This is a genomic window from Streptomyces cinnamoneus (assembly GCF_014650495.1).
Taxonomy (GTDB): domain Bacteria; phylum Actinomycetota; class Actinomycetes; order Streptomycetales; family Streptomycetaceae; genus Streptomyces; species Streptomyces cinnamoneus.
In genome coordinates, this window is record NZ_BMVB01000019.1 from 11,992 (window position 1) to 25,563 (window position 13,572).

The 13,572-nt window shown below is 73.5% G+C and carries 11 protein-coding genes; 1 reads left to right on the forward strand and 10 read right to left on the reverse strand.

Going from position 1 to position 13,572, the window contains the following annotated elements; translation table 11 throughout:
* Positions 1–107: 107 nt before the first annotated feature.
* Both IE182_RS23280 and IE182_RS23285 read right to left on the reverse strand, forming a co-directional pair.
* Complete coding sequence (locus IE182_RS23280; RefSeq protein ID WP_190111857.1) at positions 108–1,913, reverse strand: ABC-F family ATP-binding cassette domain-containing protein; 1,806 nt, start codon at positions 1,911–1,913, stop codon at positions 108–110.
* Between the two features lie 127 nt (positions 1,914–2,040).
* The gene (locus tag IE182_RS23285) at positions 2,041–3,657 is read right to left on the reverse strand and encodes an FG-GAP-like repeat-containing protein (protein WP_229845043.1); all 1,617 of its coding nucleotides are present in this window, start codon (positions 3,655–3,657) and stop codon (positions 2,041–2,043) included.
* A 331-nt stretch (positions 3,658–3,988) separates the two neighbouring features.
* Here IE182_RS23285 and IE182_RS23290 point away from each other — a divergent pair, with 331 nt between their 5' ends.
* Positions 3,989–5,575 carry an FG-GAP-like repeat-containing protein gene (locus tag IE182_RS23290; RefSeq protein ID WP_190111859.1) on the forward strand — a complete coding sequence of 529 codons (1,587 nt, stop codon included), beginning with the start codon at positions 3,989–3,991 and terminating at the stop codon, positions 5,573–5,575.
* Between the two features lie 105 nt (positions 5,576–5,680).
* Here IE182_RS23290 and IE182_RS23295 read toward each other — a convergent pair whose 3' ends face one another.
* From IE182_RS23295 to IE182_RS23330, 8 genes are all read right to left on the reverse strand, one after another.
* Positions 5,681–6,607, reverse strand: a complete 927-nt coding sequence (locus IE182_RS23295) for a 4-(cytidine 5'-diphospho)-2-C-methyl-D-erythritol kinase (RefSeq protein WP_190111860.1) — start codon at positions 6,605–6,607, stop codon at positions 5,681–5,683.
* The gene (gene rsmA / locus IE182_RS23300) at positions 6,604–7,485 is read right to left on the reverse strand and encodes a 16S rRNA (adenine(1518)-N(6)/adenine(1519)-N(6))-dimethyltransferase RsmA (RefSeq protein ID WP_190111861.1); all 882 of its coding nucleotides are present in this window, start codon (positions 7,483–7,485) and stop codon (positions 6,604–6,606) included. Before rsmA ends, IE182_RS23295 begins: the two co-directional genes overlap by 4 nt.
* Complete coding sequence (locus IE182_RS23305) at positions 7,482–8,936, reverse strand: resuscitation-promoting factor (RefSeq protein ID WP_308432152.1); 1,455 nt, start codon at positions 8,934–8,936, stop codon at positions 7,482–7,484. Before IE182_RS23305 ends, rsmA begins: the two co-directional genes overlap by 4 nt.
* A gap of 135 nt (positions 8,937–9,071) precedes the next feature.
* Positions 9,072–10,040: a TatD family hydrolase gene (locus IE182_RS23310; protein WP_190111863.1), complete on the reverse strand. Its 969-nt coding sequence runs from the start codon at positions 10,038–10,040 to the stop codon at positions 9,072–9,074.
* A gap of 33 nt (positions 10,041–10,073) precedes the next feature.
* The gene (locus tag IE182_RS23315; protein WP_373303602.1) at positions 10,074–10,592 is read right to left on the reverse strand and encodes a hypothetical protein; all 519 of its coding nucleotides are present in this window, start codon (positions 10,590–10,592) and stop codon (positions 10,074–10,076) included.
* A gap of 186 nt (positions 10,593–10,778) precedes the next feature.
* The gene (gene rsmI / locus IE182_RS23320; protein ID WP_190111864.1) at positions 10,779–11,633 is read right to left on the reverse strand and encodes a 16S rRNA (cytidine(1402)-2'-O)-methyltransferase; all 855 of its coding nucleotides are present in this window, start codon (positions 11,631–11,633) and stop codon (positions 10,779–10,781) included.
* Between the two features lie 59 nt (positions 11,634–11,692).
* The gene (locus IE182_RS23325) at positions 11,693–12,166 is read right to left on the reverse strand and encodes a DUF6299 family protein (RefSeq protein WP_190111865.1); all 474 of its coding nucleotides are present in this window, start codon (positions 12,164–12,166) and stop codon (positions 11,693–11,695) included.
* A gap of 427 nt (positions 12,167–12,593) precedes the next feature.
* Complete coding sequence (locus IE182_RS23330) at positions 12,594–13,445, reverse strand: DMT family transporter (protein ID WP_190111866.1); 852 nt, start codon at positions 13,443–13,445, stop codon at positions 12,594–12,596.
* Between the last annotated feature and the right edge of the window lie 127 nt (positions 13,446–13,572).

Consider the following 13,572-nt stretch of genomic DNA (forward strand, 5'->3'; position numbering starts at 1 on the left):
TTTGTACCACCCGTCGCCGACAGCCCACGGGCCGATCTCAGAGGTATCCACCACCTGAGACCGGCCCGTGACGAGACTGTTGCGCCCTGGGGCGACCTGACGATTCGTCAGGCGTCTTCGGCCAGTTCCAGCCAGCGCATCTCCAGCTCCTCGCGCTCGGCGGCCAGTTCGCGCAGCTCGGCGTCCAGCTTGGCGACGGCCTCGAAGTCGGTGGCCTGCTCGGCGATGCGCGCGTGCAGCTTGGCCTCCTGCTCGCTGATGCGGTCGAGGCGGCGCTCGATCTTCTGCAGCTCCTTCTTCGCGGCCCGGGCGTCCGCGGCCGGCTTCGCCTTGGCGGCGGCCGGGGCCGCGGCGGGGGCGGCCGGGGCGGCTGCCTCGATGACGCGCTGACGGCGCTCCAGGTACTCGTCCAGGCCGCGCGGCAGCATCCGCAGGGCGCGGTCGCCGAGCAGCGCGAAGACGCGGTCGGTGGTGCGCTCGACGAAGTACCGGTCGTGGCTGATGACGACCATCGAGCCGGGCCAGCCGTCGAGGAGGTCCTCCAGCTGCGTCAGCGTCTCGATGTCGAGGTCGTTCGTCGGCTCGTCGAGGAAGAGGACGTTGGGCTCGTCCATCAGCAGCCGCAGGATCTGCAGGCGTCGCCGCTCACCGCCGGAGAGGTCGCCGACCGGCGTCCACTGCTTCTCCTTGGTGAAACCGAACTTCTCGCACAGCTGCCCCGCCGTCATCTCCCGGCCCTTGCCGAGGTCCACGCGGTCGCGCACCTGCTGCACGGCCTCCAGGACGCGCTTGGTGGGGTCGAGCTCGGCGACCTCCTGCGAGAGGTAGGCCAGTTTGACGGTCTTGCCGACGACGACCTTGCCCGCCGCGGGCTGCTTCTCGCCCTGGGTGCGGGCCGCCTCGGCGAGGGTGCGCAGCAGCGAGGTCTTGCCCGCGCCGTTGACGCCGACGAGGCCGATGCGGTCGCCGGGGCCCAGCTGCCACGTCAGGTGCTCGATGAGCGCCTTGGGGCCGGCCTGGACGGTGACGTTCTCCAGCTCGAAGACCGTGCGGCCCAGGCGGGAGCTGGCGAACTTCATCAGCTCGGAGCTGTCGCGCGGCGGCGGGACGTCCGCGATGAGCTCGTTGGCCGCCTCGATGCGGAAGCGGGGCTTGCTGGTGCGGGCCGGGGCACCGCGGCGCAGCCAGGCGAGCTCCTTGCGCATCAGGTTCTGGCGCTTGGCCTCCTCGGTCGCGGCGATCCGCTCCCGTTCGGCGCGCGCGAAGACGTAGTCGCTGTAGCCGCCCTCGTACTCGTGGACCGCTCCGCGCTGCACGTCCCACATGCGGGTGCAGACCTGGTCGAGGAACCACCGGTCGTGGGTGACGCACACCAGCGCCGAACGGCGGGCCTGCAGGTGGCCCGCCAGCCAGGAGATGCCCTCCACGTCGAGGTGGTTGGTGGGCTCGTCCAGGACGATCATGTCCTGGTCGGCGATCAGCAGCTTGGCGAGCGCGATGCGGCGGCGCTCGCCGCCGGAGAGCGGGCCGATGACGGTGTCCAGGCCCTGCGGGAAGGCCGGCAGGTCGAGCCCGCCGAACAGCCCGGTCAGCACGTCGCGGATCTTGGCGTTGCCCGCCCACTCGTGGTCGGCCATGTCCCCGATGACCTCGTGCCGCACGGTGGCGGCCGGGTCGAGGGAGTCGTGCTGGGTGAGCACGCCGAGCCGCACGTGGCCGGCGTGGGTGACGCGGCCCTTGTCGGCCTCCTCCAGCTTGGCGAGGATGCGGATGAGGGTGGTCTTGCCGTCACCGTTGCGGCCGACCACGCCGATCCGGTCGCCCTCGTTCACGCCGAGGGAGATGCCGTCGAGCAGCGCACGCGTGCCGTACACCTTCTCGACGGCTTCCAGATTGACCAGGTTGGCTGCCATGCCGCTCCTTGCTCGTGGGACTGCTTCCAGGATCCCACGCCCGGGCGGGGGCCCGGACTCAGGCCCGGGCCGCCTCCACCGGGCGGGCCCGCAGGGCGGCCCGGCGGAGGCGGCCCGGCGGTGGGAGTCAGATGCGGACGGCGGAGCCGCGTCCCGCGCCCTCGGCGATGCGGCCCCAGCTCGTCCAGCCGCCGCGGCCGTCACCGCCGTCGTTGATCCAGACGCGGACGGCGCCGCTCTCGTCGACGACGGTGTAGTCGGCCTTGCCGTCGCCGTTGACGTCGGCGAAGCGCACCTGGGAGGCGGGGGCGCCGACACCCCCGGCGATGCGGCCCCAGCCGGTCCAGCCGCCGCGACCGTCACCACCGTCGTTGATCCAGACGCGGACGCCGCCGTTCTCGTCGAGCGCGAGGTAGTCGGCCCTGCCGTCGCCGTTGACGTCGGCGAAGCGCACCTTGTCGCCGCCCACCCCGACACCGGCGGCGATCCGGCCGTACTCGCCCCAGCCGCCGCGGCCGTCACCGCCCTTGTTCACCCAGGCCCGGACGGCGCCGCTCTCATCCACGACGGTGTAGTCGGCCTTGCCGTCGCCGTCGACGTCGGCGAAGCGCACCTGGGAGGCGGGGGCGCCGACACCCCCGGCGATGCGGCCCCAGCTCGTCCAGCCGCCGCGACCGTCACCGCCCTCGTTGATCCACGCCCGGACGCCGCCGTTCTCGTCGAGCGCGAGGTAGTCGGCCCTGCCGTCGCCGTTGACGTCGGCGAAGCGCACCTTGTCACCGCCCACCCCGACACCGGCGGCGATCCGGCCGTACTCGCCCCAGCCGCCGCGGCCGTCACCGCCCTTGTTCACCCAGGCCCGGACGGCGCCGCCCTCGTCCACCACCAGGTAGTCGGCCTTGCCGTCGCCGTCGACGTCGACCCGGTAGTCACCCAGGGTGACGCTGCGGGGCGGGGCGGGCCTGATGTCGACGTGCTCGCGGATCCAGCCGTCGGCGGCGGCCCGGGCGATGCCCCCGTAGAAGGCGTCGGCCATTTTCGTGAAGCCGGCGTCATTGGGGTGGAGCTTGTCGGTGAGGTCCCCGGCGGTGACCGCCGCCATGTCGACGAAGCCGACGTTCAGGCCCTTTTCGCGTCGCTCGGCGACCAGCCGGGGCACGGCGGCATTGAACTTCTCGACGCGCTTTTGTCCCGCGGCGTCGCGAGTGGGCACCAGCGAAGAGACGAGGACGGTCATGTGGGGGGCCGCGGAAGTGATCCGGTCGACGAGTGCGCCGAGCCGGGCGGGGGCCGCCTCGGCATCGGTGTTCCGGTCCATATCGTTGGTGCCGATATTCAGCAGCACCACGTTGGGATTGGCGGCGGGGAGCCACCGTTCGATGTTCTCGGACAGCTCGCCGATCTGCCAGCCGGAATGCCCTTCGTGATCCGCGCCCTGGGACCGTACGGAACCCACGAATTGCAGGTTTCCGGCGTGCGGGACGAGCCGGTTGCGGAGCTCGGCGCGGTAGCCGTTGCCGGTGGAGCTGCCGGCGCCGAGGGTGATGGAGTCACCCAGCGGCATCACCGCGAGCCGCGGCACCTTCCAGTTCTGCTGGTCGGCGGGGGTGGCGCCCGCGGCGTACGCGGCCGGAGCGGCGACGACGGCCGTCGCGGCGGTCGCGGGGACCGTCATGAGGGCGGTCGCCATGACGGGCACGGCCAGGCGGGCGGCGATACCGCGGCGGGAGGGGGTTGCGCGCATCTTTGTTCCGTGACTCTGTGTCAGGGCTGCCTTTGCGGCTGCCATTCCGGCTCTGTGGCTTTGTCGTGTCACAGAGGCGCTCATTGTCACTTACTTTGATCAATGCGAGCCCGCCTTCCCGGCGTGGTGTTCGCCTCCCACCCATTTTACGGAAGCCGGAATTCCGCATTCCGCATTCCGTCGTCCCATCGTCGGCACCATCGGCCGACCAGGTGATACGTTCTCGCTGCACCCCGAAGTCGATCATGCGCTCCTCCGGGCGCCATTTCGTCGTTCCCTCTCCCGGGGCTTTGATCGTGCAGTGAATTCCCGAGCAGAAAGAAAAAGCCACATGACTGCTGGACGTCCGCGCGCCGCGTGGGTGACCGGGCTCCTCGCGACCGCGGTCACGGCGGGCCTGCTGACCGCCTCCCCCGCGAACGCGATCGTCGGGGAGACGGCCGCCAAGGACTCCTACGCGTTCACCGCGAAGCTGGACATCGGCGGTAAGCGCAGCTGCTCGGCCGCCCTGGTGGAGCGGCAGTGGCTGATCACCTCCGCCAGCTGCTTCGCCGAGCCCGCCGCCCGGGACGCGAAGATCGCCGCAGGGGCCCCCGCGCTGAGGACGACGGCCACCATCGGCCGCACGGACCTCTCGCAGGGCACCGGCAGCGTGGTGGACGTGGTCGAGCTCGTGCCGCGCGAGGACCGCGACCTGGTGATGGCCAAGCTGGCCCGCCCGGTCACCGGCGTCACCCCCGTCGCCCTCGCCACCACCGCCCCGGCGCCGGGCGAGGAGCTGCGCAAGACCGGCTACGGGCGCACCAAGGACGAGTGGGTGCCCAACACCCTGCACACGGCGGCCTTCACCGTCGGCACGGTGAACGCCACGTCCCTCGGCCTCGCCGGCAAGTCCGCCGGCGCGGCCGTGTGCCAGGGCGACGGCGGCGGCCCGGCGTTCCGGGAGGCCGGGGGCCGCATCGAGCTGGTGGGCGTCAACAGCCGGGCGTGGCGCGGCGGCTGCCTGGGCACCGACGCCAAGGAGACCCGCACGGGCGCCGTCGACACCCGTACCGACGACCTGGCCGACTGGGCGCGGCAGACCGTCGAGAGCCGTCGCCGTACGCCGCTGGGCGACTACCGGGTCGACTTCAACGGTGACGGCAAGGCCGACTACGTCGTCGTCGACGACAACAGCGCCGTCACCGTGTGGGTCAACAACGGCGGAGACGGCCGCGGCGGCTGGAACGAGTGGGGCCGGGTGGCCGAGGGCGTCGGTGTCACCGGCGACAAGGTGCGCTTCGCCGACGTCAACGGTGACCGCAAGGCCGACTACATCGCCGTCGACGACAAGGGCGGCCTGCACGCCTGGATCAACAACGGCGGCGACGGCCGCGGCGGCTGGAACGACTGGGGCATGATCGCGGCCGGCGTCGGTGTGACCGCCGACAAGGTGCGCCTCGCCGACATCAACGGCGACGGCAAGGCCGACTACATCGCCGTCGACGACAAGGGCGGCCTGCGCGTCTGGCTCAACAACGGTGGTGACGGCCGCGGCGGCTGGAGCGAGTACGGCCAGATAGCGTCCGGTGTGGGCGTGAGCGCCGACAAGGTGCGCCTCGCCGACGTCAACGGTGACCGCAAGGCCGACTACATCGCCGTCGACGACAAGGGCGGCCTGCACGCCTGGATCAACAACGGCGGCGACGGCCGCGGCGGCTGGAACGACTGGGGCATGATCGCGGCCGGCGTCGGTGTGACCGCCGACAAGGTGCGCCTCGCCGACATCAACGGCGACGGCAAGGCCGACTACACCGTGGTGGACGACAACGGTGCCGTCCGCGTCTGGCTCAACAACGGCGGCGACGGGCGCGGCGGCTGGACCGGCTTGGGCCGCATCGCCGAGGGCGCCGGATACGGCTACACCGTCCGCATCTGACCCTCCGGGGGCGCGCACGGGAAACACAGCGAAGCGGCGCAGGTGCCCGAGGGCACCTGCGCCGCTTCCCGTTCGCTCTGACGGCCTCTGCGGCCCCTTGCGGCCTTACGCCGTGAGCACCGTCGCACCCGCGGCGGGTCCCGACGTCACGCGCACCGCGCGGCAGGTGCCGGAGGCGCGCAGCGCGTCGGCCACCTTCTCCGCCTCGGCCTCGCCCGCCACCAGGAACGCCGTGGTCGGCCCGGAGCCGGAGACCAGCGCGGCCAGCGCCCCCGCGTCCGTCCCCGCCGCCAGCGTCGCGGCCAGCGACGGGCGCAGGGAGACGGCAGCGGCCTGGAGGTCGTTGGCGACGGCGGCGGCCAGGGCCGCCGCGTCGCCGGTGCGCAGGGCGTCCAGCAGGGCCGCCGACGCCTCCGGCTCCGGCACGTCGGTGACGCTCGCGCCCGTGCCCGACGCCTCGCGCAGACGGTCGCACTCCGCGTACACGGCGGGCGTGGACAGGCCGCCGTCGGCGACGGCGAAGACCCAGTGGAAGGTGCCGCCGACGTCGAGCGGCGTCAGCAGCTCGCCCCGCCCGCGCCCGAGCGCGGCGCCGCCCACGAGGCTGAAGGGGACGTCGCTGCCCAGCTCCGCGCAGATCTCCAGCAGTTCCTCGCGGGACGCGCCCGTGCCCCACAGGGCGTCGCACGCCACGAGCGCGCCCGCGCCGTCGGCGCTGCCGCCGGCCATGCCGCCCGCGACCGGGATGTCCTTGGCGATGTGGATGTGGACGTTCGCGTCACGGCCGTGCCGTTCGGCGAGGGCGAGCGCGGCGCGCGCGGCCAGGTTGGTGCGGTCCAGCGGCACCTGGGCGGCGTCCGGCCCGGAGCAGGTGATGCGCAGCTCTTCCGCCGGGGCGACCGTGACCTCGTCGTACAGGCCCACGGCGAGGAAGACGTTGGCCAGGTCGTGGAAGCCGTCGGGCCGCAGCCCGCCCACCGCCAGCTGGACGTTGACCTTGGCGGGTACCCGGACGGTGACGGGAGCGGTCACTGCGCGGCGCCCTTCTGCTCGGCGATGGCGATGAACTCGTGCACGGTCAGGGCCTCGCCCCGCGCCTGCGGCGAGACGCCCGCGGCCACCAGCGCGGCCTCGGCGGCCGCGGCGGAGCCGGCCCAGCCGGCCAGCGCGGCGCGCAGCGTCTTGCGGCGCTGGGCGAAGGCCGCGTCCACGACGGCGAAGACCTCCTCGCGCGTGGCGGTGGTCTCGATCGGCTTGTCGCGGCGGATCAGGGAGACCAGGCCGGAGTCGACGTTCGGGGCGGGCCAGAAGACGTTGCGGCCGATCGCGCCGGCGCGCTTGACCTCGGCGTACCAGTTGGCCTTGACCGAGGGCACGCCGTAGACCTTGTTGCCGGGCCGGGCGGCGAGCCGGTCGGCGACCTCGGACTGGACCATGACCAGCGTGCGCTCGATGCTGGGGAAGCGCTCCAGCATGTGCAGCAGGACGGGCACGGCGACGTTGTAGGGCAGGTTGGCCACGAGCGCGGTGGGCGCCGGGCCCGGCAGCTCCTGGACGTGCATGGCGTCGCTGTGCACGAGCGCGAAGCGGTCGGCGCGGGCGGGCATGCGCGCGGCGATGGTCGAGGGCAGGGCGGCCGCGAGAACGTCGTCGATCTCGACGGCGACGACCCGGTCGGCGGCCTCCAACAGGGCGAGGGTCAGCGACCCGAGCCCCGGCCCGACCTCCACGACGACGTCGTCGGGCCGTACCTCGGCGGTACGGACGATGCGCCGGACGGTGTTGGCGTCGATCACGAAGTTCTGGCCGCGCTGCTTGGTGGGGCGGACCCCGAGGGCGGCGGCCAGTTCGCGGATGTCGGCCGGGCCGAGCAGGGCGCCGGAATCGTCTGTGCTGGGGCTGGAGCTCACCCGTGAAGTTTACGGCCGCACACGGGCCACGGGCTCGCCCCCCGGCTGACGTACAGCTTCTTGGCCCGCAGGGTCTGTTCCTGGGCCGACGCGTCCTGGGGCCGGCCGCTGCCGCCGAGGGAGTGCCAGGTGTGCACGTCGAACTGGTACAGCCCGCCGTACGTGCCCGAGGGGTCGACCGCGTTGGGCCGGCCGCCCGCCTCGCACTGGGCGAGGCCGGACCAGTTCAGGCCGTCCGCGCCCTGCACCGAGGTCGGGCGGGCCTTGGTGCCCACGCTGACGATCTCCGTGTGGGGCTGCTTCACGGTCTCCGAGGAGATCCGCCGGGGCTTCTGCTTCACCCCGTTGACGGTCCGCAGCTCGTAGGTGACGCGCTCGACGCCCTTCTCGCCGCGCTGCGCGACGACCTCGGTGCCCTTGTAGAGGGCGGGGTCCTCGCGCCGCTCGGTGGTGAAGGCGATGGGCTCCTCGCGGACCTCGCGGCTGCCCGTGATGCGCATGACGGAGACGGTCTGGCCCTCGCGCGGGAAGCTGTCGGGGTCGACGGAGGTGGTGTCCTGGCCGCGCAGGCTGATCCCGGCCTGTTCGATGGCCTCGCGGATGGTCGCGGCGTTGGTGCGGATGGTGCGCTCGCGCCCGTCGGCCATGAAGGTGACGCTGCGCTCGGTGCGCACGTCCAGGTCCAGGCCCTGCCGGCCGATGGGCGCGGAGCGGGAGGCGGAGAGGTAGGCGCCCTCGGCGCGCACGCCCAGCTGGCGCAGGGCGCCGTCGACGGTGCGGGCGGTGGTCCACACCTGGCGGCGCTCGCCGTCGAGGGTCAGGGCGACGGGACGGCCGTAGCGGATGATGACGCGGTCGCCGGAGGCCAGGTCGTGGTGGGGGCCGGGGGCGACGATGTCGTGCTCGCCGACGGTCATGCCCTCGTCGGCCAGCAGCTCCTCGACGTCGCCGGCGAAGGTGTGCAGCGTGCGGGGCCTGCCGTCGACGCTGAGCTGGACGGACTTGTCGCTGGCGACGAAGGCGGAGGTGCCGCCGGCGAGGAAGGCGACGACGAGGGCCTGCGGCAGCAGCCGGCGCAGCGGCTCGGTGCGCTCGCGGGAGCCGGGACGCCTGCGGCGGTCGCCGGCCTTGCGTTCCGCCGCCGCGCGGCGGGCGGCGGCCCGGCCGCCGGGGACGGCCGGGCCGCCGGGCGCACCGGTGCCGGCGTCGGTGTCGGTGCCGGCGTCGTCATGCGGCTCGCCGTGCTCGGTCCCGTGCGGGTCGTCGAGGCGGACCGGGGCGACGGCCTGGCGGGGCAGCTGCGGCTGCCCGAAGGGCTCGTACGTCTCGTAGGGCTCGTAGGACTCGTACGGCTCAGGGGGCCCGTACGGCCCGTACGGGCCGTAGGGGTCGTGCGAGCCGTACGGATCGGGCTGCGCGTACGGGTCGTACGGCAGCGGCGTTTCCGTCACGGCGCGGGGTGCAGCGTGGGGGCTGCCCTGTGCATGACTCACGACTCTCCATGGGTCCGGCTAGGCCCGGGACTGTAGCGGAGCCACCGTCACCCACCAAAGTCGTATCGTCACACGGTGTCGCGAATTCAGGGGTCAGTAGCCGAACGCCCGTGCGGTATTCGCCGCTACCGCCGTGGCCAGGGCGTCCTCGCCGATGTCCTTCACTCCGGCCATCGCGCGCAATGTGACCGGAATGAGGTAGGGCGCGTTGGGCCGTCCGCGATACGGCGCCGGGGTCAGGAAGGGTGCGTCGGTCTCGACGAGGATCAGGTCGAGGGGGGCGACGGCGAGGGCGTCGCGCAGGTGCTGGGCGTTCTTGAAGGTGACGTTCCCGGCGAAGGACATGTAGTAGCCGGCGTCGGCGCAGACCTTGGCCATGGCGGCGTCGCCGGAGTAGCAGTGGAAGACGACGCGCTCGGGCGCGCCCTCCTCCTCCAGGACCCGCAGGACGTCCTCGTGGGCGTCGCGGTCGTGGATGACCAGGGCCTTGCCGTGGCGCTTGGCGATGTCGATGTGGCGGCGGAAGGAGCGTTCCTGCGCGGCCTTGCCCTCCGGGCCGGTGCGGAAGTAGTCGAGGCCGGTCTCGCCGACGCCGCGCACCTGCGGCAGTGCGGCCAGGCGGTCGATCTCCTCCAGCGCGGCGTCGAGGGCGGCGTCACCACCCGGCGTGCGGGCGCCCTGCCGGGACCAGCCGTCGGGGTCACCGAGGACGATGCGGGGGGCCTCGTTGGGGTGCAGGGCCACCGTGGCCCACACGGCGTCGTGGGCGGCGGCGGTCTCGGCGGCCCAGCGGGAGCCGGCCAGGTCGCAGCCCACCTGGATGACGGTGGTCACCCCGACGGACGCGGCCTTGGCCAGGGACTCCTCGACCGTGGCGTCCTGCATGTCGAGGTGGGTGTGGGAGTCGGCGACGGGGACGTTCAGCGGCTCCGGGAGCGGCGGGGGGACCTGCTTGTCAGGCTTGCCGGCCTTGCTGGCCTTGTCGGCCTTGCCGGCCTCGCCTTCGTTCTTCCGCCCGCCGTCTTCCGGGCCGCCGTTCGGTACTGCTGCTGTTGCCGCCATGCACGCGATTCTAAGGAGCGTGCGGGGCGGAACTCACTTCCGGTGGAAGGGCTTGAACAGGTCGGACAGGTGCCAGTGGCGCTCGCGCGGCTCGGACCCGTCGGTCTCGCGGCCGGCTTCGCGCCGGCCGTGCCGCGCCTTCGCCTCACGCGGTTCGTGATAGCTGCCGCCGATCTGCAGCGGCCCGGCGGCCGCCTGCATGGTCGCCGGCACGACCGTGCGTCCGGACAGGTGCAGGGCATCGGCGATCACGGACACCTGCCCGGACCGCATGATGCGCACCACGTGCTCACCGCAGTTCACGCAGGTCGGACGGCTCAGCGGGGACGGCACGCGCTCGCCGTCCGCGTAGTAGACGACGAAGGGCCGGCCCTCGGCGTCGGTGTAGTGGCGTATTTCGTACGACTGCTCCCAGCCGTGTCCGCACCGCATGCACGCGAAGGCGTACGACTCGTGCGCCACCTCGCCCTTCCCCGCCGACGGGGCCTGGGTCATCACGCGCGTCTGGGTGGCGGGCCTGGCCCCGCTCGAAGCTCCTGCGGTCTCGCTCATGGCAGCTCCTCTTGTCCGCTGGACAAGCCTCTCCGGGACCGGACGTCCCACAACCAGGGAACGCCCATCCCGGCGACGGCGCAGCAGCCTGACCCGCGAATTGGGGCAAACTTGGCGGCTCCATGCCCTAAGGCACCGGCTGCCATGCCCAAGCTTTGCTTTTCAGGTTAGCCCTTTACTTTACGATCAGTCCGGCTGTGCGGCATTTTTTGCCGCTACGACCGCATCGAACACCTCGCGCTTGGGTAGACCTGCTTCCGCAGCCACGGCCGCGATCGCCTCCTTGCGGCGCTCGCCCGCCTCCTCGCGGACGCGGACGCGGCGGACCAGCTCGGCGGCGTCCAGTTCCTCGGGCCCGCGCTCGGCGGCGCCCTCGACGACGATCGTGATCTCGCCGCGCACGCCTTCGGCGGCCCAGGCGGCCAGCTCCTTGAGCGGGCCGCGCCGGACCTCCTCGTAGGTCTTGGTCAGCTCCCGGCACACCGCGGCCCGGCGGTCCGCACCGAAGACCTCGGCCATCGCGGCGAGGGTGTCGTCGAGCCGGTGCGGGGCCTCGAAGTAGACGAGGGTGCGCCGCTCGTCGGCCACCTCGCGGAGGCGACCGAGCCGCTCGCCGGCCTTGCGCGGCAGGAAGCCCTCGAAGCAGAACCGGTCCACGGGCAGGCCGGAGACCGCCAGCGCGGTCAGCACCGCCGACGGGCCCGGCACGGCCGTGACCTTGATCCCGTGCTCGACGGCCGCCGCGACCAGCCGGTACCCGGGGTCGGAGACGGACGGCATGCCCGCGTCCGTGACCAGCAGCACCCGGGCGCCGCCCCGCAGCGCCTCGACGAGCTCGGGCGTGCGGGCCGACTCGTTGCCCTCGAAGTAGGAGACCACGCGGCCGGTGGTGTGCACCCCCAGCGCCTGCGTCAGGCGGCGCAGCCGGCGGGTGTCCTCGGCGGCGATCACCTCGGCGGCGCCGAGCTCGGCGGCCAGCCGCGGGGGCGCGTCGGCCACGTCGCCGATGGGAGTTCCTGCGAGTACGAGCGTTCCAGTCACGCCCCCATCCTCGCAGGACCGCGGGGCGGGCGGTCCCGGGCCGGTCCGTGGGGCGCCGCCTACGGCCGGGTGACGAGCACGACGTCGTGCTCGGGGGCGACGGCGAGGAAGTGCGGGAGGAGGAGCCCGCTCTTGTTCTTCCGGAACTGCATCAGCGTGCCGTCGGCCCGGGCCGGTCCCGGCCGGAACGCCGGCCGGTAGGGGCGTGCCGTGTTCCGCCACGGGTGGCGCCTGCCGTCGCAGGTGGCCCGGGAACCGCCGATGCCCTGGGCGTGGCCGCCCTGGATGACGTTGGCGGCGACGAGGACGGTGCCGTCCGGCAGGCCGCCGGGGAGCCGGCAACGGTAGGTGCCGGTCAGGGTGATGGTGCCGTCCGGAGCGATGCGGCCGGTGTCGTCGATGGTCAGCTGGTTGCGGGGTGGCGGCGGGGGCGGGACGGCGGCCGCCCCGGGCGCGGCGGCGGGGGCGGTCACGGTCAGGACGGTGGTGCCGAGGGCGCCTACGGCGATGCTGATCGCCTCACGGATGCGCATGGGTGGGTATCCCTCCATAAAGCCCCGAAGATGATGGAGCGCCAGGGATACCGGAAGCGGCGGCGGGGATGGCCGAACGTCACCCGGGCGGGGGCGAGTCCGCCGACGGGCACCGCCCGGCGGGCGTCACTCGGGCGGTCGCCCGGCGGGCGCCGATCGGGCGGCGTCACTAGGCCGGTCGCCCGGCGGGCGGCGATCGGGCAGTCGCTCGGCGGGCGGCGTTCAGGCGGTCGCTCGGCGGGCGCCGCTCAGCCGACGTCACTCGGGCGCCCGGCGGGCGGCGCTCGACCGGCGCCCGGTGGGCGACACTCGGCCGGTCGCCCGGCGGGCGCCGATCGGCCAGTCGCTCGGCGGGCGCCGCGCAACCGCCGCTCAGCCGGCGTGCGGCAGCGGCCTCGCTCAGCCGGCGTGCGGCAGCGAGTCCGCTTCAGCCGACGTGCAGCATCAGCCCGATGCCGGCCACCATCAGCGCGGCCGCCGCCATGCGGGGCGCCCCGAACCGTTCCTTCATCATGACCGCCCCGATCGCCGCCCCCACGAGGATGGACGACTCGCGCAGTGCCGCGATCGGGGCGAGGGCCGCCCGGGTCTGGGCCCACAGCACGAGCCCGTAGGCGAAGACGGACAGCAGTCCGCCGAGCAGCCCACGCACCGCGAACGGCCGGAGCTCGGCGAGGAATCGGCCCCGCCGGACGGTCAGCCCCCATGCCGGTATCGCCAGCCCCTCCAGGATCATCAGCCAGGCGATGTAGCCGAGCGGCGTGCCGGACGCCCGGACGCCCAGGCCGTCGACGACCGTGTACGAGGCGATGGCCAGGCCCGTGGCGAGGGCCGCCCCGATCGCGGCCCACTGCGGCCGCGCGCCCGACCCCCGGATGCCCCACAGCGCGAGCCCGACCAGTCCCGCGGACGCCACCGCCACGCCGGCCAGCTGCCACCCGCCGGCGAACTCCCCGGCGAAGACCGCCGCGAGGACCGTCACCGCCAGCGGCGCGGTGCCCCGCGCGATCGGGTACATCTGCCCGAAGTCGCCGAGCGTGAACGACCGCATGAGCAGCAGCTGGTAGACGACGTGCAGCACGGCCGACGCCGCCAGGTACGGCCACGCCCCGGCGGCCGGCACGTCCGTGAACGGCAGCAGCACCGCCCCGCAGACCGCGCCCCCGCCGCCCACGAGCGTGAAGGCGAGGAGCTGGTCCTTGATGCCGTGCGCGATGGCGTTCCAACTGGCGTGCGTGACAGCGGCGACGAGCACGGCACCGGCGACGACCGGCGTCATGCGCACCGCCCGCGCGGCGGTATCGGCGATATGGGAGCGCTCATGGGCCTTGACGCTAGCGCCGGTTGGAGGGGGCGGGCGATGTCGGATCGGTCACGCGCTCCCGGGACGTTCGGACGGGCGCGCA